The sequence below is a fragment of the Fluctibacter halophilus genome (assembly GCF_020687825.1).
GTDB classification, from domain to species: domain Bacteria; phylum Pseudomonadota; class Gammaproteobacteria; order Enterobacterales; family Alteromonadaceae; genus Fluctibacter; species Fluctibacter halophilus.
Map to the genome: position 1 here is coordinate 261,148 of NZ_JAJEWP010000003.1, position 22,566 is coordinate 283,713.

Annotated in this window: 25 protein-coding genes; 11 read left to right on the plus strand and 14 right to left on the minus strand. The window is 53.8% G+C overall.

The features are described 5' to 3' along the window. The first annotated feature begins 72 nt into the window (after positions 1 to 72). Complete coding sequence (locus tag LJ739_RS12870) at positions 73 to 996, plus strand: glutaminase (RefSeq protein ID WP_407646785.1); 924 nt, start codon at positions 73 to 75, stop codon at positions 994 to 996. Here LJ739_RS12870 and LJ739_RS12875 read toward each other — a convergent pair whose 3' ends face one another. After that, on the minus strand, positions 997 to 1,593 hold the full coding sequence (locus LJ739_RS12875) for a carboxymuconolactone decarboxylase family protein (RefSeq protein WP_229161090.1): 597 nt from the start codon (positions 1,591 to 1,593) through the stop codon (positions 997 to 999). 157 nt (positions 1,594 to 1,750) lie between these two features. On the opposite strand from LJ739_RS12875, the gene LJ739_RS12880 reads away from it, so the two are divergent. From LJ739_RS12880 to trmB, 3 genes are read left to right on the plus strand one after another with little or no spacing between them, the layout of a single operon-like run. After that, positions 1,751 to 2,692 carry an ABC transporter ATP-binding protein gene (locus LJ739_RS12880; protein ID WP_229161092.1) on the plus strand — a complete coding sequence of 314 codons (942 nt, stop codon included), beginning with the start codon at positions 1,751 to 1,753 and terminating at the stop codon, positions 2,690 to 2,692. Further along, positions 2,685 to 3,455, plus strand: coding sequence for an ABC transporter permease (locus LJ739_RS12885; protein WP_229161093.1), 771 nt, complete (start codon positions 2,685 to 2,687; stop codon positions 3,453 to 3,455). Before LJ739_RS12880 ends, LJ739_RS12885 begins: the two co-directional genes overlap by 8 nt. After that, on the plus strand, positions 3,455 to 4,141 hold the full coding sequence (trmB, locus tag LJ739_RS12890) for a tRNA (guanine(46)-N(7))-methyltransferase TrmB (protein WP_229161094.1): 687 nt from the start codon (positions 3,455 to 3,457) through the stop codon (positions 4,139 to 4,141). Before LJ739_RS12885 ends, trmB begins: the two co-directional genes overlap by 1 nt. Here the strand turns inward: trmB and LJ739_RS12895 are convergent. After that, on the minus strand, positions 4,138 to 4,833 hold the full coding sequence (locus LJ739_RS12895; RefSeq protein ID WP_229161095.1) for an EAL domain-containing protein: 696 nt from the start codon (positions 4,831 to 4,833) through the stop codon (positions 4,138 to 4,140). The genes trmB and LJ739_RS12895 overlap by 4 nt on opposite strands. A 178-nt stretch (positions 4,834 to 5,011) precedes the next feature. Between LJ739_RS12895 and panP the strand changes: the two genes are divergently transcribed. Then, a complete protein-coding gene (gene panP, locus LJ739_RS12900; protein ID WP_229161096.1) occupies positions 5,012 to 6,610 on the plus strand; it encodes a pyridoxal-dependent aspartate 1-decarboxylase PanP in 1,599 nt (532 codons plus the stop codon). Here the strand turns inward: panP and panC are convergent. The 7 genes from panC to sfsA form a co-directional block, all read right to left on the minus strand. After that, on the minus strand, positions 6,607 to 7,467 hold the full coding sequence (gene panC, locus LJ739_RS12905) for a pantoate--beta-alanine ligase (RefSeq protein ID WP_229161097.1): 861 nt from the start codon (positions 7,465 to 7,467) through the stop codon (positions 6,607 to 6,609). The genes panP and panC overlap by 4 nt on opposite strands. Positions 7,468 to 7,478: 11 nt before the next feature. Next, positions 7,479 to 8,273, minus strand: coding sequence for a 3-methyl-2-oxobutanoate hydroxymethyltransferase (panB, locus tag LJ739_RS12910; RefSeq protein ID WP_229161099.1), 795 nt, complete (start codon positions 8,271 to 8,273; stop codon positions 7,479 to 7,481). A 31-nt stretch (positions 8,274 to 8,304) separates the two neighbouring features. Further along, positions 8,305 to 8,832 carry a 2-amino-4-hydroxy-6-hydroxymethyldihydropteridine diphosphokinase gene (folK, locus tag LJ739_RS12915; protein WP_229161100.1) on the minus strand — a complete coding sequence of 176 codons (528 nt, stop codon included), beginning with the start codon at positions 8,830 to 8,832 and terminating at the stop codon, positions 8,305 to 8,307. After that, positions 8,829 to 10,184 carry a polynucleotide adenylyltransferase PcnB gene (gene pcnB / locus LJ739_RS12920; protein ID WP_229161101.1) on the minus strand — a complete coding sequence of 452 codons (1,356 nt, stop codon included), beginning with the start codon at positions 10,182 to 10,184 and terminating at the stop codon, positions 8,829 to 8,831. Before pcnB ends, folK begins: the two co-directional genes overlap by 4 nt. A gap of 116 nt (positions 10,185 to 10,300) precedes the next feature. Continuing rightward, the gene (gene gluQRS / locus LJ739_RS12925) at positions 10,301 to 11,215 is read right to left on the minus strand and encodes a tRNA glutamyl-Q(34) synthetase GluQRS (protein WP_229161102.1); all 915 of its coding nucleotides are present in this window, start codon (positions 11,213 to 11,215) and stop codon (positions 10,301 to 10,303) included. 50 nt (positions 11,216 to 11,265) lie between these two features. Further along, complete coding sequence (dksA, locus tag LJ739_RS12930; protein ID WP_229161103.1) at positions 11,266 to 11,715, minus strand: RNA polymerase-binding protein DksA; 450 nt, start codon at positions 11,713 to 11,715, stop codon at positions 11,266 to 11,268. 208 nt (positions 11,716 to 11,923) lie between these two features. Then, positions 11,924 to 12,643 (minus strand): DNA/RNA nuclease SfsA, encoded by a 720-nt coding sequence (sfsA, locus tag LJ739_RS12935; RefSeq protein ID WP_229161104.1) that lies wholly within the window; start codon positions 12,641 to 12,643, stop codon positions 11,924 to 11,926. A 79-nt stretch (positions 12,644 to 12,722) separates the two neighbouring features. Between sfsA and pepB the strand changes: the two genes are divergently transcribed. Further along, positions 12,723 to 14,015 carry an aminopeptidase PepB gene (gene pepB, locus LJ739_RS12940; RefSeq protein ID WP_229161105.1) on the plus strand — a complete coding sequence of 431 codons (1,293 nt, stop codon included), beginning with the start codon at positions 12,723 to 12,725 and terminating at the stop codon, positions 14,013 to 14,015. A gap of 46 nt (positions 14,016 to 14,061) precedes the next feature. Here pepB and LJ739_RS12945 read toward each other — a convergent pair whose 3' ends face one another. Continuing rightward, on the minus strand, positions 14,062 to 14,244 hold the full coding sequence (locus tag LJ739_RS12945) for a MerR family transcriptional regulator (protein ID WP_229161107.1): 183 nt from the start codon (positions 14,242 to 14,244) through the stop codon (positions 14,062 to 14,064). A gap of 218 nt (positions 14,245 to 14,462) precedes the next feature. On the opposite strand from LJ739_RS12945, the gene LJ739_RS12950 reads away from it, so the two are divergent. Together LJ739_RS12950 and LJ739_RS12955 are read left to right on the plus strand one after the other, a co-directional pair. Further along, complete coding sequence (locus tag LJ739_RS12950) at positions 14,463 to 15,056, plus strand: YhgN family NAAT transporter (protein WP_229161108.1); 594 nt, start codon at positions 14,463 to 14,465, stop codon at positions 15,054 to 15,056. Between the two features lie 13 nt (positions 15,057 to 15,069). Continuing rightward, the gene (locus tag LJ739_RS12955; RefSeq protein WP_229161109.1) at positions 15,070 to 15,657 is read left to right on the plus strand and encodes a YjaG family protein; all 588 of its coding nucleotides are present in this window, start codon (positions 15,070 to 15,072) and stop codon (positions 15,655 to 15,657) included. Between the two features lies 1 nt (position 15,658). Here LJ739_RS12955 and LJ739_RS12960 read toward each other — a convergent pair whose 3' ends face one another. Together LJ739_RS12960 and rsmD are read right to left on the minus strand one after the other, a co-directional pair. Further along, on the minus strand, positions 15,659 to 16,033 hold the full coding sequence (locus LJ739_RS12960) for a diacylglycerol kinase (RefSeq protein ID WP_229161110.1): 375 nt from the start codon (positions 16,031 to 16,033) through the stop codon (positions 15,659 to 15,661). Further along, positions 16,030 to 16,635, minus strand: a complete 606-nt coding sequence (rsmD, locus tag LJ739_RS12965) for a 16S rRNA (guanine(966)-N(2))-methyltransferase RsmD (RefSeq protein WP_229161111.1) — start codon at positions 16,633 to 16,635, stop codon at positions 16,030 to 16,032. Before rsmD ends, LJ739_RS12960 begins: the two co-directional genes overlap by 4 nt. A 155-nt stretch (positions 16,636 to 16,790) precedes the next feature. Between rsmD and ftsY the strand changes: the two genes are divergently transcribed. From ftsY to ftsX, 3 genes are read left to right on the plus strand one after another with little or no spacing between them, the layout of a single operon-like run. Next, positions 16,791 to 18,155: a signal recognition particle-docking protein FtsY gene (ftsY, locus tag LJ739_RS12970; protein WP_229161112.1), complete on the plus strand. Its 1,365-nt coding sequence runs from the start codon at positions 16,791 to 16,793 to the stop codon at positions 18,153 to 18,155. 9 nt (positions 18,156 to 18,164) lie between these two features. Next, on the plus strand, positions 18,165 to 18,869 hold the full coding sequence (ftsE, locus tag LJ739_RS12975) for a cell division ATP-binding protein FtsE (RefSeq protein WP_229161113.1): 705 nt from the start codon (positions 18,165 to 18,167) through the stop codon (positions 18,867 to 18,869). Then, complete coding sequence (ftsX, locus tag LJ739_RS12980) at positions 18,866 to 19,846, plus strand: permease-like cell division protein FtsX (protein ID WP_229161114.1); 981 nt, start codon at positions 18,866 to 18,868, stop codon at positions 19,844 to 19,846. The genes ftsE and ftsX overlap by 4 nt, the downstream gene beginning before the upstream one ends. A 22-nt stretch (positions 19,847 to 19,868) precedes the next feature. On the opposite strand, the gene LJ739_RS12985 is transcribed toward ftsX, so the two are convergent. Both LJ739_RS12985 and LJ739_RS12990 read right to left on the minus strand, forming a co-directional pair. Beyond that, positions 19,869 to 21,110 (minus strand): EAL and HDOD domain-containing protein, encoded by a 1,242-nt coding sequence (locus tag LJ739_RS12985; RefSeq protein ID WP_229161115.1) that lies wholly within the window; start codon positions 21,108 to 21,110, stop codon positions 19,869 to 19,871. Between the two features lie 153 nt (positions 21,111 to 21,263). Beyond that, on the minus strand, positions 21,264 to 22,493 hold the full coding sequence (locus LJ739_RS12990; RefSeq protein ID WP_229161117.1) for an EAL and HDOD domain-containing protein: 1,230 nt from the start codon (positions 22,491 to 22,493) through the stop codon (positions 21,264 to 21,266). Positions 22,494 to 22,566 lie beyond the last annotated feature (73 nt).

The following is a 22,566-nucleotide window of genomic DNA, read 5'->3' on the forward strand; positions in this document are numbered from 1 at the left end:
CAGCACACAGGGCTTGTTGCCTCGGGGCATGGTGGTTACCATGCCCTTTTTTATTGATGGAAACCCGCCGTGCTGGAACAAGATGCGCTGCAACCGTTACTCGACAACCTGCTGGTTAAACACCGTGAACACTACGTGCATGGCACTGTGGCCAATTACATCCCTGCGTTGGGTGAGGTCAGTCCGCAGCTGGCAGGGGTTGCCATTGCACCGTTAAATGGCGATGTCGTGGGCGCTGGAGACTGGCAGACACCGTTTTCGATTCAGAGCATCAGTAAAGTGTTTGCTCTGGTGATGGCGATGCAGCGGATTGGCGACACGCTGTGGCAGCGGGTTGGCATGGAGCCCTCGGGACAGGCCTTCAACTCGATCATCCAACTGGAGTGGGAACAAGGTATCCCACGCAACCCGGTGATCAATGCCGGTGCGTTGCTGGTGGCGGACGTGCTGGTCAGTCACTTTTCCGCCAGCCAGTCGGCGTTCAGTCATTTTTTGCGCAAGCTGGCGCAGGATGAGCACGTGTTTGCTGATCAGCGGGTGCTGAGCAGTGAACTGGAACACGGCAGCCGTAATGCGGCACTGGCTTACCTGATGAAGAGTTTTGGTAATATCCATGCCGACGTACCGGCGGTACTGAACCACTATTTCAGCCAGTGTGCGATGACCATGACCTGCCAGCAACTGGCGCGCAGTTTACTGTTTCTGGCCAATCGCGGGGTCGATCCGGTCACCGGTGAGCAGATTTGCTCGGCGCAGGATGCCCACCGGGTCAACGCGATCCTGTCCACCAGTGGTATGTACGATCAGTCTGGCGAATTTGCTTTTTCCGTCGGCCTGCCGGCCAAAAGTGGCGTGGGGGGTGGCATTGTTGCGATAGTGCCACAGCAGGGGGTTGTGTGTACCTGGAGCCCACCCCTGAATGCGCAGGGCAATTCCGTGGTCGGCATGCGCCTCATCGCAGATATTGCCCAGGCATTGGGGTTGTCGATCTATTGATTAAGACTGACGGTGTTTGCCGCCAGTCCAGCCGCCTTTGGCCAACACCTCGTCGCCCAGGGCGGTCGGTGCCTCTTCCAGATCCGTTGCCATTGAATCATTCCAGCGGTTTAAAAAGCCATACAGACAAATGGCGGCCAGGATTTCGACAATTTCATCGTCCTGCCAGTGGGCTTTCATGCGCACCATCAGCGCGTCATCGACGGCATTGGGCACGCTGCCAGCGGCCAGCGCATAATCGAGTGCAACACGCTCAGCGTCGCTGTACAGCGGACTGGTCTGATACTCCCACACCGCAGCGACCTTTTCGTCACTGATGCCATGGATCTTGGCCGCGATCAGAGAGTGGGCCTCACAATACTGGCAGCCTGCCGCGCGACTGGCGAAATGGGCGAGCAGTCGTTTGAATCCGAGATCCACACTGCCTTGTGGAGACATCACCGCTTTGGTCAGCACACCAAACCCGCGTACAATCTCGGGGCGACGTTGCATGGTCAGTAAACTGTTCGGTACAAAACCGAGAATTTGTTCAAAAATGGCAAAATCGTCAGCCAGTTCAGGGGTAGTCTGCGGCGGTAAAGGTTGTAAGTGAGCCATGGTGTCCTCTGTGAGTCAGTGAGTCCGTTGGTTGAAAAATCAGCAAAGCGGTGTCTACGCTAGCATCGCCAACCCACGCGCGCAATCTCCATCCGCCCCTTGAATTTCAGCCATTTGCCTTCATATAAACTGGCTAACATGGGCAATCGGGCGATTTATGAAAGCACTCAATATTTCAGGCCTGACCAAGACGTATCGTGGCGGCACCCAGGCGCTGCGAGGCATCGATTTAACGGTCAGTGAGGGAGATTTCTTTGCACTGTTGGGCCCCAACGGCGCAGGTAAATCGACCACCATTGGTATCATCAGTTCACTGGTTAACAAATCCGGCGGTAATGTGTCGGTGTTCGGGCATGACATTGATACCGCGCTGGTGGACGCAAAGTCCTGTATCGGGCTGGTTCCGCAGGAGTTCAACTTCAACCAGTTTGAAACCTTGTTGCAAATTGTGGTCAATCAGGCCGGCTATTACGGCGTGCCACGGGATATCGCCAAACAACGTGCCGAAAAGTACCTCAAGCAATTGGATTTATGGGACAAGCGCAATCAGCCCGCCCGCGAATTGTCCGGCGGGATGAAGCGTCGTCTGATGATCGCCCGGGCACTGATGCACGAACCCAAAATGCTGATCCTCGATGAACCCACCGCCGGGGTGGACATCGAAATCCGCCGGTCGATGTGGACGTTCCTCAAAGCCATCAACGAGCAGGGGATCACCATCATCCTGACCACCCATTACCTCGAAGAGGCGGAGATGCTGTGTCGCAACATCGCCATCATTGATAAAGGCACCATTGTCGAAAACACCAGCATGAAAGCGTTGTTGGCCAAACTGAACATCGAAACCTTTGTGCTGGACCTGGCGCCGGTGGAACAAGCACCAGCGTTAGAGGGCTTCACCCATCGCCAGTTGGATGATCACACCTTGGAAGTGGATGTGCCCAAAGAAAGTGGCCTCAACGATGTGTTCCGTCAGCTTAGCGATCAAGGTGTTACGGTGTTGAGTATGCGCAACAAGGCCAACCGGCTTGAAGAGTTGTTTGTCAGAATGGTTGAATCGGGCCGCCAGCAAAAAGACCAAGGAGCTGCCAATGAGTAACCGCAATTTCGTTGCATTGCGCACCATTTGGATAAAGGAATGTACCCGCTTCCTGCGCATCTGGGTACAAACCCTGGTGCCACCGGCGATTACCATGTCGCTGTATTTCGTGATCTTCGGCAACCTCATTGGTGAACGCATTGGCCAGATGGGTGGTTTTACCTACATGGAGTTTATTGTGCCAGGCCTGATCATGATGGCGGTGATCACTAACTCCTACGCCAATGTGTCATCGTCGTTCTTCAGTGCCAAGTTTCAGCGCAACGTGGAAGAGCTCCTGATCGCGCCGGTGCCGAACTGGATCATTATTCTCGGCTATGTCGGTGGCGGCGTGGCGCGGGCCATGCTGATTGGTGTCATCGTGACACTGGTGTCGCTGTTTTTTGTCGATGTGCACATACACAGCCTTGGTATCATCGTGCTGACGGTGCTGCTGACATCAACGTTGTTCGCTACCGCGGGCCTGATCAATGCGGTGTTTGCCAAAACCTTTGATGATATCAGCATGGTACCGACGTTTGTGCTGACACCTCTGACCTATCTGGGTGGCGTGTTTTACTCCCTGAGCCTGTTGCCGGAATTCTGGCAATGGGTCAGCAAAGCCAACCCGATTGTGTACATGGTGAATGGATTCCGATACGGCTTCCTCGGTGTCTCCGATGTCAACTACCTGACCAGTCTGGGTTTGCTGGTGGTATTCAATCTGGCGTTGTTTGCGGTTGCTTATCAACTGATCAACCGCGGTGTGGGGATCCGGCACTGATGTCATCCGGTAACTCCCGTACCATTACCAGCAACCAAACAGGCCCGCACGATAAACTGGCAGAGATTGTCGCGCGGCATCTGGCCCATCCGACCCAAAAACCGTTTAACCAGCACACCCTGGACGCGTTTGCCCAGGTAGAAGCGTGGCGCCAGGACAAAGGGCCCCAGCGGCCACTGATCCTGGATGCCTGTTGCGGGGTCGGAGAAAGCACCGCGTATCTGGCCAGTCAATTCCCGCAACACCTGGTGATTGGCGTGGACAAGTCAGCGCTGCGTACCCAGAAACATGCACACTACGCCGTGGATGGAGACAATTATTGTGTGGTACGTGCGGATCTGAACGACTTCTGGCGTCTGGCTCACCGTCAGGGCTGGCAGCTCGATCGGCATTATCTGCTGTATCCCAATCCCTACCCGAAAAGCGCCCATCTGCAACGTCGCTGGCATGGCAGTGCCGCGTTTGCTGACATTCTGCGCCTCGGCGGACGACTCGAAGTGCGCAGCAACTGGGATATTTACATCCAGGAATTCGCGCTGGCGTTACGTCAGGCCGGTTACCAGGCCCATTGCGAGCCTTACACGAGTGACACCGCGCAAACCCCCTTTGAGCGTAAGTATTGGGGCAGTGGGCAACAAAGCTGGCATGTGGTTGCGGATTTGGACAGTAAAGGGTTGCAGGGTTAAGTCTGGGCCAGAGGCTGGCAGAAATAAAAGCCCTGGGCAAAGCGGATGCCTCGTTCCTGCAATCCATCCAGCAAAGTGGCACTTTCCACGTGCTCGGCTATGACTTTTACCCCATGGCGGTCAGCGCTGGCGAGTAAGCCATCAATACGCGCTGCCTGTTGTGGGTCACACAGGCGCACTGCTGCGACCTTGCAGCCTTTGATGGGTAAGCTGAACAAGGGGGCAATGTCGTTGTCACCGGTGATATGGTCGACCACTATACCAATGGATTGGGCATGACATTGTTCGACAAAGCGGGCAAACCGTTCAACGTCATTGAGTGCAACGCCGGCCGTCACCTCAAAATAGACCCGTCCGCGGGTGCCGTGCTGCTCCTGGTAATCCTCCAGCATGTGCAACAGTTGGCGGTTTTCCATGTCCTGGGCAGACAGGTTTATATTCCAGCTGACGTTGAAATCTTTAAAGTAGTTGGCACTGCGGTAGAAGATGGTTTCTGTCAGCTCTGTACCGACCTGATGACGTTCCACCAGGTGCAGAAAGTCGCTCGGCAGGAAGGTTTGCTCATTGGGCATGACCAGGCGGGCCAGGCACTCATAGCGCCAAACGGAGTTGGCCTGTAAGTCCATGATCGGCTGAAAATATGGCACCACCCTGTCCAGACTGAACTGATCCGATACTTCCTGAATGTGCATGTGATTCTCTTGTTGTCTGCTACCGATGAGGGAAACCCGCAATACATCAGCTGTGCAAACCCTCTACAGCCACTATAGCGGCCAAACCGGTGTCTGTCATGTGCAACGCATTTATTTGGTAAGCGGCCTGAAGTAAGGTAAAGTTCGCGGTTGAAAATTTTCAACGAAGGTTACCGGTGTGAGTAAAGCGGAAGTCAGTTTGGCACATTTGTTTCGGGTGTTTACCAAACCCGAAGGCAAAGACTCTAAACTTGCGCAAATTGAACAGCACTTGTCAGACAATCTGGCTGACTTTCTGTCCCAGCATGTGGTCACCAAAGCCCGTTCGTTGGAAGACATTGAGCAGGATTTCAGTGATCCCCATGTCCCTGAACACCCGGAGTTTGTCTCTGAACATGCTGATGCGCTGCTGAAGAAGCTGGTTTCACACTCCGTAAATACCTACTCACCAACCTTTATCGGTCATATGACCTCGGCGTTGCCGTATTTTCATTTGCCGCTGGCCAAGCTGCTGGTGGGCCTGAATCAGAACCTGGTCAAGATTGAAACATCCAAAGCGTTCACACCGTTAGAACGTCAGGTTCTGGGGATGATGCACCAGCTGGTGTTTGGCGAACAGGACAGCTTTTATCAGCAGTACCTGCACAGTGCCGACCAGTCACTGGGGGCGTTTTGTTCCGGTGGCACGGTAGCCAATATGACCGCGCTGTGGGTGGCCCGCAACAAAGCGTTGCCGGCCGATGGCACCTTTAAAGGGGTAGCCCGGGAAGGACTGGCCGCCGGCTTGATGCATTATGGTTATCGTCATCTTGGCATTCTGTCGTCCAAACGGGGTCACTACTCGTTGTCCAAGGCCGTCGATTTGCTTGGGATCGGGCGCAATCAGATGGTCACTCTGCCGTGCCCGTCACAAACACTGTCGCCGGAACAAGCGCTAGCAGCGGGCAAGGCGTTTGAACAGAAAGGCAATAAATTGCTCGCCATTGTCGGCATCGCCGGCACCACTGAAACCGGTCACGTGGATCCGCTCGATGAACTGGCCGATGTGGCCAAAGAACTCAACTGCCATTTTCACGTCGACGCGGCCTGGGGAGGCGCCACGCTGTTCAGTCACCGCTATCGCCACCTGCTAAAAGGCATTGAGCGGGCCGATTCGGTCACGCTGGATGCGCACAAACAGATGTATGTACCCATGGGCGCGGGCATGGCCTTATTCCGCAACCCGAATGATTCCAACGCGGTACGTCATCACGCCCAGTATATTCTGCGTACCGGTTCGAAGGATTTGGGTGCCACAACGTTGGAAGGCTCCCGCAACGGTATGGCGATGATGGTGTACGCCTCGTTGCACATTCTTGGCCGACAGGGTTATGAGTTGCTGATCAACCGTAGCATCGAGAAAGCCAAAACCTTTGCCGCACTGATTGATGCGCATCCGAATCTTGAGCTGATCACAGCGCCCACGTTGTCACTATTGACCTACCGGATCCATCCCGGTCAGGACATCAGCCGCGCTTGTGATGATACGACCATGAAGCAACGCAACGGCGTGTTGGATCGCCTGACCGTGGGAGTACAGAAACAGCAGCGTGAGGCGGGTAAATCGTTTGTGTCGCGGACCCGACTGGAAGTCGCCCGTTATCCTGGACAGCCCATCACCGTGTTCCGGGTCGTGCTGGCCAACCCGCTGACTACCGAACAGGATTTACGCAACATCCTGGATGAACAGCTGTCCATTGCCCAGACCACCAGGGCCTGGGCCGAATTGACGGCTTAATCGCCGTCTTTAAGCTCCACACAAATATTGTCAATCAGTCGGGTCTTGCCCATGAAGGCCGCCGCCAGGATCACCAGACGGGTGTCTTCGTGACTTGGGTGCAGTAAGGTAGCTGCATCGCGGATTTCGATGTAGTCCACTTTAAACCCTGCCTCGGTTAATTGCGTACTGTAGTCGCTGATCAGGCGCCGGAAGTCCCGTCGGCCTAGCTCGAGGTGATCACTCAGTTCGCGCAGACAGCGGTACAGAAAGGGCGCTTTTTCCCGTTCTTCACTGGTCAGATAGTTGTTGCGTGAACTCATCGCCAGACCATCAGGCTCGCGCACGGTCGGAACACCGTGGATTTGCAGGTTCATCGACAGGTCCTGAACCATCGCCCGTATCACCTGCAACTGCTGAAAGTCTTTCTCGCCGAAAAAGGCCAGGTTGGGCTGGACCATATTAAACAGCTTGCAGACGATGGTGGCGACGCCGCGGAAGTGGCCCGGACGGCTGGCACCGCAAATCATGTACGAAATGCCCGGTACCTCGACAAAGGTTTGTTGCTCCAGTCCACGGGGATAGATGTCGTTAACGGTGGGGGTGAACAATACATCCACGCCTAACGCTTCCAATGCGGCTTTGTCGTGTTCCAGTGTGCGCGGATACGCATCCAGATCTTCATCCGGTCCAAATTGCAGTGGATTGACAAAAATCGACGCGACCACAATGTCTGCCTTGCCCTTGGCGGTCTGAACCAGACGCAGATGGCCGTGGTGCAAGTTGCCCATGGTAGGAACAAAGGCAATCACTTTGCCGTCAATCTGCCATTGACGACGCTTCTCCCGTAACTGGGTAATGTCACTGATGACCTGCATAGCCTTTCCGCTTAGTTGAAACTGTGCTGCTCGCCGGGAAAAACACCTTCCCGGACCTCAGTAATGAAATCCACAACGGCTTGTCGCATGTCACCACTTTGTTGCAGATAGTTCTTGGAGAATTTGGGCATGTAATTGGCGCTGATACCAAACATGTCATGCATTACCAGGATCTGGCCATCGCAGGCCACACCTGCGCCGATACCGATGACCGGAATGTCGACCGCCTGAGTGATTTTCTGCGCCAGGGAAGAAGGAACGCATTCCAATACCAGCATCTGGGCGCCGGCTTTGGCCAGCGTCTGGGCCTGTTCGAGCAACTGCTCGGCCTGCAGGTCATCACGGCCTTGTACCTTGAAGCCACCAAAAACATGTACCGATTGTGGGGTCAGTCCGAGGTGAGCGCACACGGGTACGCCACGCTGGTTAAGGCCTTTGATGGTTTCTGCCAGCCAATCTCCACCTTCGAGCTTGACCATGCTTGCACCGGCAGCCATCAGTGTCGCGGCATTGGTATAGGTTTGCTCTGGGGTGGCGTATGACATGAAAGGCATGTCTGCAACCACAAAGGCGCGCTGTGTGCCCCGCTTGACGGCCCGGGTGTGGTAAGCGATATCCTCGATCGTCACGGTCAGGGTATCGTCTTCACCCAACAGCACCATGCCAAGAGAATCACCAATTAACAGTACATCGACGCCCTGCTCGTCAAACAACTTTGCAAAGCTGGCGTCATAGGCTGTTAGCGCGGTGATCTTTTGCCCATTCTTTTTCATGTCCAACAACGTGGACGTTGTTACTTTTTTCATAGATCGTTCTCTATCACCGATTGCCAACAGTTCAGGGTTGCTGCTGATCGCAGGAGATCTCCACAGCGCGATCAGACAGTTTTTTTAAACCGTTCATTGGACAGTTATTTAGTACAGATTGCAACCGATCGCCACCGGGCAGGATCAGTTGTGGCGCGATTTCCGCCAGTGGGCACAGGACAAATTCCCGCTCCCGTAAGCCGTAGTGAGGCACCGTCAGACGCGGTGTGTCAATGCATTGTTCACCGAACAGCAGAATGTCCAGATCCAGCGTTCTGGCTCCCCAGCGCTGGTCCTTGCGAACCCGTCCCTGCTGCTGCTCAATGTGCTGTAATGCGTCGAGTAGGTCCTCGGCTGCCAATGTGGTCTCAAGCGCACAGACAGCATTCACGTAATCAGGCTGGTCCTGTGGTCCCATCGGACGACTGGCGTACAATGATGAGGTTGCCGCCACCTGGGTTTGCGGCAATGCGGCCATGGCGGCCAACGCATCTGCCAATTGACGGGCGGGCTCTGACAGATTGCTGCCCAGCCCGATGTAAACCGTGGTAGAGGTCATGATGGTGCCGAAGAATCTCGCTTGGGCCGGCGACGGCGACGTTTGCGAGGCGCTGGCTGGCCTCCGCGCAGTTTGTTGAGCATGGCTTTGCGGTCGTTGGCGTCTGCGTCCTGGAATTGTGTCCACCAGTCTGCCAGTTCGAGCAGTTCGCCACCCTCTATCTGGCCGCGCAGCAACAAAAAGTCATAGGCAGCGCGGAACTTGGGATGTTCCAACAATTGATAGGCACGGCGTCCAAAACGCTTGGCCAGTCGCGGCTGCATGTGCCAGATATCACGCATGCCGGTGCTGAACCGTTTGGGGATCATGATGCGCTGTATTTGCCGGTGCAAAACATCGTTGATGGCAACACTGAATGCATCATGGTGATTGAGGCCTGCCTCAAGCATCAGTTTTTGGCAGTGCTCTTCCAGTGGGTACCACAGCATCGCCGCATACAGGAACGCAGGGGTCACCCGTTGACCGGTGTTAATGCGGTTGTCGGTATTGATCAGTACCTGCTCAATGAACTGGTTTTCGCGACTGTCGTTATCACGCAGCAAAGGTTTCAGTTGTGGAAACAACTGGTCAAACAATTGGTATTCACGTAACAGACGGTAGGTTGCCAGGCCCTGGCCGGACACCAGTAATTTGAGCACTTCTTCAAACAATCGCGCGGCAGGAATATTGGCCAACAGTCCGTGCAATTCGTGGATCGCGTCGGCGCTGTCTTTGCCAATGGTCATGTTCAGTTTGGCGGCAAAACGCACTGCACGTAACATGCGCACCGGATCTTCGCGGTATCGGGTATGTGGGTCACCGATCAGATCCAAGCGCTTATTTTTGATCGAAGACATACCGTCGGCAAAATCCGTGACGGTGTAATCAGCAATGTTGTAATACATCGCATTGATGGTGAAATCCCGGCGCTCGGCGTCTTCTTCGATACTACCGAACACGTTATCACGCAAAATTTGGCCGTCTTCATTTTGCTTGCCGAGGGTTTCTGGTTGCTCTTCACTCTGGTGATGACCACGGAACGTCGCCACTTCAATGATATCCCGTCCGAACACGATATGGGCCAATCGGAAGCGACGGCCAATCAGGCGACAGTTGCGGAACAACCCTTTGACTTGTTCAGGGGTCGCATCGGTGACCACATCGAAGTCTTTGGGATGCAAGCCCAGCATCAAATCGCGCACACAGCCGCCGACCAGGTAGGCCTGATAGCCGCCATTGTGCAGGCGATACAGTACTTTGAGGGCATTTTCGCTGATGTCGTCGCGGGAAATTCCATGCTCGGCGCGGCTTAACACTTTGGGTGTCAATGGGGTACGCGACGCGGACTGGGGCTGTCCCAGTGCCCGTTTCACTTTGTTTATCACCCGGCTAATGATGGTGCTGCTCCTGTTTGGCTGGTGCGCGTTATTTTTTATGGGCGCTAATCATATACCGTAAGTCGGCCTAATTCTACGACTTGTGTTTGTCCCTAAGGCGCCTGTAGCTCAGACTGGGCCGGTATTTGCTGCAAATCCCAGTGCGCTGTCGCCCAATCCAGTATGGTCGATGGTGATGCAGTGTGTAACCCGTCGGGTGGTGGATGCCCCAATAGCGTCAGTACCTGGGTCAGGTTTTCGCTGGCCCGATGATCGTCGATGCCGGCCGCATGGTTCTGCTTGCTGAGTTTGAATCCGGGCCGACTGACCAGCACGGGCAAGTGCAAGGTGGTGGGGGCGGACACATTCAGCGCCTGAAACAGCGCCATCTGACTTTGACTGGGTTGCAACAGGTCGCTGCCACGGACAATTTCACTCACACCCATATAAGCGTCATCCACCACACTGGCCAGATGATAGGCATACAGGCCATCCTTGCGGCGCAGTACAAAGTCTTCGCGACTGTGGGCATCATCACACAGAAGGGTGCCGTGCAGCGCATCCACCATCACCGCAGTGTCGCCCTGTTGCCGAAACCGTTCGGCATTGTCGTCAAAGGGAAGCCCCCGCTGTCGGCAAAAACCATCATACAGCATGTCGGGTTGACGTTGTCTTAATGCCTTGCGTGTGCACTCGCATCCATAGGTCAGTTGTTGTTGGCGAAGTTGCAACAGGGCTTCGTGATAGGCGTCATGTCGCTGGCTTTGCCACACAATGTCACCATCCCAGTGCAATCCATGTGCATCCAGCGTGCGTTGGATCTGCTGCGCAGCACCGGGCACTTCCCGTGGCGGATCGATGTCGTCAATGCGTAGTCGCCACTGACCGTGATTGACCTTGGCTTGTAAATAACTGGCAACGGCCGTCAGCAAAGAGCCCAAATGCAATGGACCGGAGGGGGAAGGGGCAAATCGACCACAATAGGTGGCATCTGACGATAAGTCAGAACGTTTATCGGGTGTGTTCATGGGATGACCCGGAGGCTGCAATGCCAGCCTCCGTGTTTCCTCGGCGGCAGTTAGCCTTGCAGCTGTTTCTCTTTGATTTCAGCCATGGTTTTACAGTCGATGCACAGATCGGCTGTCGGGCGGGCTTCCAGGCGGCGTACACCCACTTCAATCCCACAGGCATCACAGAAACCGAAATCGTCGTCATCAATGCGCTTGAGGGTTTTCTCAATCTTCTTGATCAGTTTGCGTTCGCGGTCACGGGTGCGCAATTCAAGGCTGAATTCTTCTTCCTGGGCAGCGCGATCGACCGGATCAGGGAAATTGGCCGCTTCGTCCTGCATATGATGCACAGTACGGTCAACTTCCTGACGCAGCTGGTCACGCCAGGCACACAATATTTTTCTGAAATGCTCCAGTTGAGCATCGTTCATATACTCTTCGCCGTCTTTCTCCTGGTAGGGAGTCAAACCGGCCAGAGCCAGCAGTCCGAGGGACTTATTGTCTTTTCCTGTTGGCATGTGCCAAATCTCCTAAACTACGACACAAAGGCAAATTTGTGCAAGCGGCTATCTATAGCAGAAAGCACAGACCCAGGCAATGCTTTGTCAGTGGATCATTGTGCGTGTCGTGGTGACCTGAGGGCAGCGGGAAGATGATGCATTGAAAACAACTTCACACTGCCCAAGTTTCCAATGACAGGCAAATATGGCGCTATCCCAGCAAAAATCAACCCTTAAATGCAGGTTCGAAAGGGAGTTGTTGATTTAACGTTATATTTTGGCTGTCGATATGGCATCCCCAGGCCATTACCTCAACCCCATTTTTCAACGCAAAATCCAGTGCCTGGCTGTACTGGGGGTCAATGTGCGCCGCGTCGCTGACCCGGTGTATGCCGCTGTGCTGAACGCAGAACAGCAAAACCGCGCGGTGGCCTTGTTGCACCATACTGGCCAGTTCGTGCAGGTGCTTAACGCCGCGGGCAGACTTGGCATCCGGGAAATAGCCCAGACCGTCATCGGCCAACAGGGTGACTGACTTGACTTCCAGGTAGCAATCCGGCAAATCCGCTGCCTGGAGTAAAAAATCGATCCGACTGTTCTGTTCACCGTATCTGACCTCACTGCGTACGTTGTTGTACGCCGCCAGCGCGGTGATGGTGCCGTTACTGAGTGCTTCGGCAACCACTTTGTTGGCCCGGTGTGTGTTGATACCGATGTAGTGGCCGGCGTGATTTCTGGCCAGCTCCCAGGTGTATTTCAGTTTGCGTTTGGGGTCATCATGGTGGCTTAGCCAGGCGTCAAAACCCGGTTCAGCACATCCGGTCATTGCCCCTGTGTTTGGGCAATGGGCAGTGACGGTGGTGCCATCATCAAGTTGTACATCAGCCAAAAAGCGTTTGTAACGTTGCAGCAGATGTCCGTGCAACAAGTCAGCAGGTAGTTTCATATCTTGGTATAGTAGAGTAAAAAGCCATAATGACAGACCCGCTCGATGGAACGCGCGAGGTCGAAAAAAGGAGCAAAGCATGACATACCTTGCGGTAGAAATCAGTACGCAACCTGTGCCCGCCCCCTGGAACGCACAAGCCCGTTTGTCGTTTAACGGTGACGTTGCTTGTGTGCACGTCGATCCTGCCTTGTCGGAACCTCTGCAGCATCGTCAGATTCAGCAAGCTGCCCGTCAGTTGGAGAGCATGAATCCGGCGCAAATCGGCTTACGCGGCAACTGGCACATAGAACAGCAATGGACCTTCGCCCAGGCGTTCAGTACGCCAAAAAAGCCTGACGCCATTCAGTGGTGTGACGATGACAACCAGGCGACATTGCAGGCACGCTTTGAGGCCCTCGCGTTCACCCGCAGCCTGGTCAATGAAACCCCGGAAGACCTGTCGCCTGAAACGCTGGCGCAGCGTGCCGCCGATTGGTTGATGGGCTTGGCACCCAATCAGGTGTCGGTGAAAAGCTGGGTTGGCGAGGCATTGCTGGAAGCCGGATGGGTCGGTATTTACAATGTTGGCCGTGGCAGTGATCGGCCGCCGGTGTTACTGGAAGTGGATGTTAACCCAACCGGTGATCCGAATGCGCCGGTTGCCGCCGCATTGGTGGGTAAAGGTATCACCTTCGATTCCGGTGGCTACAGCATCAAGAGCAGTGAAGGCATGTTGGATATGAAATGCGACATGGGTGGTGCTGCAACGGTCACCGGTGGATTGGGCCTGGCGATGCTGCAAGGCCTCAACAAGCGGGTGAAACTGTTCCTGTGTTGTGCGGAAAACCTGATCAGTGGCCATGCCTACAAGCTGGGCGATGTGCTGACCTATAAAAACGGGACCACGGTAGAGATTGTTAACACCGACGCAGAAGGTCGTCTGGTACTCGCGGACGGTCTGATGGCTGCCACTGAGAGTGGCGCACCATTGATCATCAATGCGGCAACGCTGACCGGTGCTGCAGTGATGGCGGTGGGCAATCAGTACAATGCCCTGTTCACCATGGATGAAGGGTTGCGTGAAACCTTCCTGGCCTATGCCCGTGAAGAAAATGAGCTGTTGTGGCCATTGCCGCTGGAGCCATGGCACAAGGAGATGTGCCCATCGCCGTTTGCGGACACGGCGAATAGCCGGCCACAAAAAGGTGGTGGTGCAGGTGGCGCATCAAACGCTGCCGGATTCTTGTCCCGCTTTGTCAGAGAAGATGGTCGTGGTTGGGTACATCTGGATTTGGCCGCGGCTTACAATGGTAATGCCAATGGTCAGCAACCACCGGGAGCAACAGGTCAGGGGATCCGCACCATCGCGCGGGCCTTGTTGGCTGGATAGACTTGGTTGGTGGGCTTGCCGTTGGCGAGCCCACAGTCTTCAACGCTCAGATGCCGCCAATGCGTTCGGCAAAGACTTTATAACGCTCTACGTCTTCTCGATCGAACAGAGGGCGGCCATCGGCATCTTTGTCCTTGCTTACTAACAAGCTTTCGCGTTCCAGTCGTTCGACGCGAATTTCCTGTACACCCAGATATTCGGCGACTTCCGCCACAGACATTAAACTCATTTATCCTTCCTCTGATAGAGACGTCTCTTTATTAAAGCCCATTTAAGGGTTTTTGCTAGTTGGCCTGTCAGAGCATGCTGACGCCGTATCGTTTCTTTTTACGGCAAAAAAAACATGCTGTCTATTCAACTCCCTGAATTTATTTAATTTCCGGTAGTTCAACTACGGTGCATGGGGTACACTTAACAGCACTATTTTCAACCCATTGGAGGACATTCATGGACATTTGGTCGGCGGCCATCATGCTGTTTCTCATCATGGATCCTCTGGGTAATTTACCTGTCTTTATGTCAGTACTGAAAACCATTGAACCCAAGCGCCGGCGCATTGTACTGGCCCGGGAGTTGTTGTTTTCGCTGGCCATCATGTTGCTGTTTCTGTTCAGCGGGCAGGCGGTGTTGGATTTCCTCAGTGTCAGGCAGGAAACCGTCAGTATTGCCGGCGGGATTATCCTGTTTCTGATTGCGATTCGAATGATTTTTCCGCAACCCGGTGGTGTGACCGGACTCGACGGTGAGCAGGAGCCGTTTCTGGTGCCGCTGGCGATCCCGATGGTCGCGGGGCCGTCAATCCTGGCTGCATTGATCCTGCTTGCCAACCAGGATCCTGCACGGATGACCGACTGGACCATTGCCTTGTTGTCAGCCTGGTTCATTTCCGCCACCATCTTAATGTTTTCGACTGCGCTACACCGGATATTGGGTGAACGCGGCCTGATCGCTGTTGAGCGCCTGATGGGCATGATCCTGATCATGATCGCCATTCAGATGTTCCTTGACGGTGTTGGTAACTATTTCTCCCATGGCGTTTGAGGCATAACCCCCCATGAGCAAACTGAACACTTTTGCGGCCGTTCGCCAGCTAAAAGGCTGGCATGCGGTTGCCTTTGCGGCGACCCTGATTGAGCGCATGGCGCCAAACTATACCTTGTTCTGTGAATCCACCGGCTACGCAGAAGTCAGCCAGTTTCGCAACGTCTTGAACGCGGTCTGGGAGTGGTTGTCAGTCCCGAAAATGAAAATCAATCTGGCGGTTCAGTTGGAGCGGATTGAAGATGTGACGCCCCATCCTTCCGAGTATGACAGTTACGGTGTATACCCTGCGATTGACGCCGCTGTGTCATTGTCATCCACGTTGCTGTTGATGCAGGGTGAAGATCCGCAGGGCGCAGTGGTGGTCAGCAAACTGTCGCAAGGGGCTGTAGAATCGTTCATTGAGGCTACCAGTGAGGTTGCACTCGACAGTGAGGGAATTAAAGCGCACCCACTGATGCAATGGGAAATTGAATTCCAACAAGAACTGTTGACCCTGTTGGCCCAGATGAAAGGCGGTCGAGAGGACGTTGCAACGCTCAAGGCGCTGGCAACCCAGGAAGGTGTCAGTAATCTTGGGATCGAATGTGACCCGTCCTGAGTCAGGACAACAGCCGGGGTAACAACAGCGCTGACCAACTCAGAATGACCAGCAGGATGCAGAAGAACACCGCCGCTGATCCCAAATCTTTGGCTTGCTTGGATAACGGATGAATGTCTTTGCTGATGCGGTCGATGGCCGCTTCGATAGCACTGTTGATGCATTCGACGGTCAGCAGCAATAACAGTGGCATGGTCAGCAGCACCCGTTCAATGGCGTCCTGGCCCATGAACAGCCCGAGCGGGATCATTACCACACTCAACCACAACTCCTGACGAAAGGCTGACTCGTGTCGGTAGGCATACGCCAAGCCATCGATGGAACAGCGAGTGGCATTGATCACGCGTGTAAGGCCTGTGCCATTGGGTTTATTCACACCTTCTCCTGTACTTCAAACAATCGGTAGCAAAAGCCTTTGGTGGCTTTATCTTTGATGCACGTCCAGTGGTTCGGCATGGTTGACAGTGATTCACCCGGTTCGTGTTCGATGTAAATCAAGCTGCCCGGATGCACCAGACCAGACTGTGACAATGCCTCAATCACAGGGTTCAATAACCCTTTGCCAAACGGCGGATCGAGAAAGATCACATCGTAACTGTGTTGCAAGCGTGTGACAGTCTGACACGCGTCGGCGAAAATCACCTCGGCTTGCTCAGTGGGGACCTGCAACGCGCGAAGGTTGTTGCGGATTTGATCGGCAGCGCCTTTGTCCAGCTCAACAAAGGTCACATGGCGGGCATAGCGCGACAATGCCTCGAGACCCAGACTGCCGCTGCCGGCAAACAAGTCCAGGCATCGGCTGTCACGAATATCGTTCATTAGCCAGTTGAACAGGGTTTCTTTGGTGCGATCGGTGGTGGGACGCAGGCCGTCCCGATCCAGTACTGGCAGTTTTCGCCCCCGCCATTGGCCGCTGATCAATCGGATACTGCCGACTGACTTGCCGCTATCGGGCTTTTTGTTTGTGCCTCGCCTCATTTGACCAAGAGATGTTATGATTGTCCGAATTGCACGATAGTGTACCCGCTTTCCTGTCGGCTTGCTTGCTGAATCCATTGTTTCAGGGCATCAGACAGCCGCGCAGTACACTGACAACCTTTATTTGCGTGACATAAGCAGGACCGTATTCACCCATGTCAAAATTTTTCCGCTGGTTTAAAAAAGACCAAGACACCGCAACTGATAACGCTGCGTCGCCTTCTGAACAGGATCTTCCAGCCGCTGATACAGCCGAACACACTGATACGCCAGAAACATCCGTGGCGCCGAGTCAGGACCCTGCCCCTGCAGCCGCAGAAGAGCCGCCGGTACCGACACCTTCGCCGTTGCCGTCGGAAACACCCGAAGAACATCCCCAAACGTCGCTGGATGCACAGCCTGAGCCCATTGTTGAACAACAACCTGTGCAGCCATCTGAGCCTGCCAATGTTGTCACTGACGCACAGAGTGAAACCGCACAACACAGTGAGCCGGAGTTGGTTGAGTCCTCTGCAGCTGTCGACGTCGTTGAAGCGTCTGAACCGGCAGCAGAATCGTCGCCCAACGTCTCAGGTGACGGGACTGACGCAGAGCAAAAGCAAGGCTTTTTCTCCCGGTTAAAACGGGGATTGTCGCGCACCAAGGAAAATATCGGCTCTGGATTTGTTGGCTTGTTCAAAGGTAAAACCATTGATGACGAGCTGTTTGAGGAGCTTGAAACCCAGTTACTGATTGCCGACGTGGGCATGGATACAACCACCCGTATCATCGATGAGCTGACCCAGTCGGCCAGTCGCGGGCAGCTGAAAGATGGTGAAGCCCTGTATGGCCTGTTACGTGAACAATTGTCGCAACTGTTGCACAAGGTGGAGCAACCGTTGACCGTGAACAACCAACAGGGGCCCTTCGTTATCCTGATGGTCGGTGTCAACGGTGTGGGTAAGACCACCACCATCGGTAAGATGGCCAAACAGTTTCAGCAACAAGGCAAGAAAGTCATGTTGGCTGCCGGTGATACGTTCCGGGCCGCTGCCGTTGAGCAGTTACAAGTGTGGGGAGAGCGCAACAACATTCCCGTTATCGCCCAGCACACCGGTGCCGACAGTGCATCAGTGATTTACGACGCCGTTCAGGCGGCCAAGGCCCGCGGAGTGGATGTATTGATCGCTGATACGGCAGGCCGTTTGCAAAACAAAGATCACCTGATGGAAGAACTCAAAAAAGTGGTTCGGGTGATGAAAAAGCTGGACGTGGAAGCGCCCCACGAGATCATGCTGACCCTGGATGCCGGTACCGGTCAGAATGCCATGAGTCAGGCACGGTTATTCCATGATGCGGTTGGTTTGACCGGGATTACGCTGACCAAGCTGGATGGTACAGCGAAGGGCGGCGTCATTTTTGCTATCGCAGATAAATTCGAGCTACCCATTCGCTATATCGGTGTGGGTGAAGCCATTGACGACTTGCGCACGTTTGACAGCCAACAGTTCGTCGATGCACTATTTAGCGAAAGCCAGTAAGGACACGTTGTGATTAAATTCGAAAACGTCAGCAAGACCTACTCCGGTGGGCAGCAGGCCTTGCGTCAGGTCAACTTTCACATTGAGCCTGGTGAAATGGCGTTTTTGACCGGTCATTCCGGCGCGGGTAAAAGTACCCTGCTTAAGCTGATCAGCATCATGGAGCGGCCCACCGTTGGCAAAGTGCTGATCAACGGCCACGATCTGAACACTATCCACCGTCGTCAGATTGCTTATATTCGTCGTGATATCGGAATGATTTTCCAAAGCCATCAGTTGCTGATGGACCGGACGGTGTTTGACAATGTCGCATTGCCGTTGGTGATTGACGGATACTCACGCAAGGAAATCAATAAACGGGTCAGTGCCGCATTGGAAATGGTGGGGTTGCGCGATAAGGTGCGGAATCTGCCAATCATGCTTTCCGGTGGTGAGCAACAGCGGGTGGGTATTGCCCGTGCGGTGGTCAACAAACCGCCGTTGTTGTTAGCCGATGAGCCTACCGGCAACCTTGATCCCAAGTTATCGATGGAAATCATTCGCCTGTTTGAAGAATTCAACCAGGCTGGGGTTTCGGTGTTTATTGCCACCCACGACCTGGGCCTGATTGCGCGCATGAAATACCGCACACTCACCCTGCGTCAGGGACAGATGATCGACGATGGCTTGTCAGAGGACTGGCAAACGGATCCCTTGCAGGAGGACAGCCTGTGAGTCTGTTATTTAAAGGCCGTCCCCAGGGCGCCCAGATGAGTCATATCAGCATGCTGCAACGGCTGATGATGTTTTTTGTCAGTCACGTTCGACAGGCATTAGGCAGTTTGGGCGAGTTGTGGCGGGCACCTGCCGCCAGCCTGATGACCATCGGTGTGCTGGGTCTCAGTATTACCCTGCCCAGCACCCTGTACGTGATGGTGAAAAATGCCGAGCAACTGAGCGCGGGTTGGGAGCAGGCGTCAGAGATATCCCTGTTCCTGCGTCAGGACACCCGTCCTGCCGACGTGCAGCAGTTGATTACCCGATTGTCGTTGTGGCCGGAAATCGACAGCCTGGTGCATATCAGCAAAGCCGATGCGCTGGAAGAATTCAAACAACTGTCCGGCTTTGGTGATGCGCTGACCCACCTCGACAGTAACCCGTTGCCCGATGTGATCCTGGTGACCCCAACCGAGCGCCATGCAAGCCCATCCTCTGCCAGTCGATTACTGGACAAGTTGCGTAAAGAGCGGGAAGTGGAGCTCGGCAAGCTGGACATTGAATGGCTGGAAAGGTTGCACGGTTTTCTGGGCATTGCCCGGGACGTTGTCGGTGTGGTTGCATTGCTGCTGTTTCTGGCAGTGGTGCTGATCATTGGCAACACCATTCGACTCAACATTTCCAACAAGCGGGATGAAATTCTGGTCATGAAACTGGTGGGAGCCACTGACGCGTTTATCCATCGTCCTTTCCTGTATACCGGTTTCTGGTATGGCTTATTGGGTGGGATCCTCGCCTGGTTTGCCGTATCCCTGTTGCTGTGGTGGGTCGATGGCAGTATCCGATATGTCAGCAGTCTGTATCAAAGCCCGTTTGAACTCAGCGGTTTGAGTGCGTCGGATTTGCTGCTGATGTTGGCGATGTCAGTGATGCTGGGCCTGGCGGGTTCGATGATATCCGTGCACCGGCATGTGCGTGAAATAGAGCCCCGGTAAGACACCAGGGCACGTGTCGGATTTACTGAACGTGAGGTTTGGGGAAATGCGGTGATATGGTCTGACGTACACTGTTGCCCCACAATACCGCTTCATTGAACAGACCATGCACCCGTTTCTGATCAAGCTGCAGTGCATCGGAAACCCGTTTGACTTTCAGCCAGGTGGCACTTTCAAATGCCCGCGCCAGCAGCAGGAACAAGGCGAAGTCATTTTGCCCGCCGCATAAGGCGAACTTCACTTCATCCACAATCGGCATTTTCTCGACCAGTTCCTTCATCGGTTGATCGAGCAACGCATCCAGCAATGAGAACAGGCCAACCATAAAACCGGTGGGTGGATTGTCACCAAAGGCCTTTTCTTTGGCCAGCGAATCACAGAACCGTGCCCGCACCAGCGACATATGGATCAACTCCATCGGCTTGTCATCGGTCAGGTTAGCCAACGCCAGCAAAGCGATGAACTTTTTAATTTCCACTTCGCCCATGTAGGTCAGGGCATGGCGCAAAGAGGTAATTTTATAGCGCTTGTTGATCAACGGGTTATTGATAAAACGCAGCAGCATGTACGACAGACCCACATCCCGCTCGATGATTTCATTGATGCTGTCGATGTTAAACGAGCGACTGGAGGCTTCGCTGATCAATTGCACCAGTGCCAGTTTGGACGTGGGCAGTTGGCCACCGGCCAGCGATTCCGGCTTGGAAAAGAAATAGCCCTGGAAATAGTCGAAACCGAGGTTTTTGTAAGTCAGAAACTGTTGTTGGGTTTCAACTTCTTCGGCCACCAGTTTGACATTGGCATTCAGTAGCCCGGGGATTTTCTGCGCGATATGCTGATGTTTGTGTTGTCCGACATCCACTTTGACAATGTCGACGAGGGGCAGCAAACCATGGGCATCCTGCTCCAGCATCGGATCATCAATGGCCAATTGGAACCCCATGTTCTTGATTTGTTTGCAGGCTTCGAGCAATCCATGGTTGGTGGTACCCGGCTCTTCAATTTCGACCACCACCGTCTGCGGATCCAGCGTGGCAGGCAGCCCTTTGAGCAGGGTGTCGCGCTGAAAATTGATAAACGCGGTTTTCTGACAGGAGATATCATCCAACCCCAGCTTCAGGGTTTCTCTGGCCATGCGCTCGGCTTTGTCGTCATCGGCATGGTCGGGATAGCAGTTGGCTACGCCGTCCCTGAACAATAATTCATACGCGTAAACCTCTTTTTCACCATCCAATATGGGTTGTCGCGCGATAAAAGCGAACATTCGTCCTTCCTCAACATGGGTCTGCAATTTGTTGTTATTGTTGTGATCGCCATTTTGTATAGTCGATTTGGTCAAAATGGCTGCGCTAACGTCAAATGTATACTACCAAGCGGGGGCAGGTCTAGGAAAGGTGCGCGGGAAGCGACCAATCACTTAAGCATTTGTGTTTTTAAGGCTGCCTGACATGGAAGCACCCCATTTGATTGCCTCGATATAAAACTGATGCAGCAGGGATTCAGTAATGTTCAACTGCTGGCTCAATATCGAAATTCGCTGCCAATGGCCGGTTTCCAGCGCGATGGCAGTGTTCAGATACAAGCGTAGATCGCTTTCTTCACCACACAGTGCCTGTTTGACATCTTCCCGCAGGGGTAGTTTGTCCATCAGTTGTTGCATGGTTTGATCAAGCATCGCATCCAGCAGTGAAAACAATCCGACCAGAAAGCCGGTGGGTGGATTGTCGCTATCTTTGCGTGCATGCGCCATCAGTTCACAAAATTTGGCCCGAACCAGTGACATATTGGCCAGTTCAAGGGGTTTGTTATCGCCCAGGTTGGCCAGCGCCAACAAGGCAACAAACTTTTTCACCTCCACTTCACCCATGTAGGTGAGGGCGTGACGCAAAGAGGTGATTTTATTGCGTTTATTGATGATGGGATTGTTGATAAAGCGCAGCAACATATAGGATAAGGCCACGTCACGTTCGATGATGCTGTTGATACGATCAAAGTCAAACCGTGTACTGCTGCTGGCTTCCATCAACTCCAGCAACAGCAGCTTGGCGTTTGGGATGCTTTTTTGCCGGATGACTTCCGGTCTGGCGAAGTAATAGCCCTGGAAATACTGATACCCCAACTGCGCACATTGTTCATACTGCTCCCGGGTTTCAACCCGTTCAGCCAGCCATTTAACGCGCAGATCCTTGAATTCTTGCTGCTTGGTTAATAGTAAACCAGGGTCTGCATGGGAAATGTCGACTTTTACGTAATGCACGTAGGGCAAAAAGGGATCCCATTTAGGATTAAAGTCGTAGTCATCAAGAGCGATGCGGTAGCCGAGATCGCGAATGTGCTTACAGGCTTCAATCAACTTAGGGTTGATGTCAACGGTTTCGACAATCTCGATCACCACACTGGACGGATCGAGAGACGTTGGGAAACGGTACAGCAGGGTATCCTGATGGAAATTGATGAATGCCAGTTTGCCGCCGGTGATTTCTTCTACCCCGAGGGTCAGGTGGCTGCCGGTCAGCAGTTTTGAGGTTGCTTCGTCAGGTTGAATGTCAGGAAAGCAGTTGTTTTCGCTATCACGAAACAACAGCTCGTAGGCAAACACATTTTGCTTAACGTCGGTAATGACTTGACGGGCTACATAAGCAAACACGGCGGCTCCTCAATGGAAATGAAAAAGAGGATTGCAACACTCTGTTGCAATTGGGTTGGTTACTGACATCAGA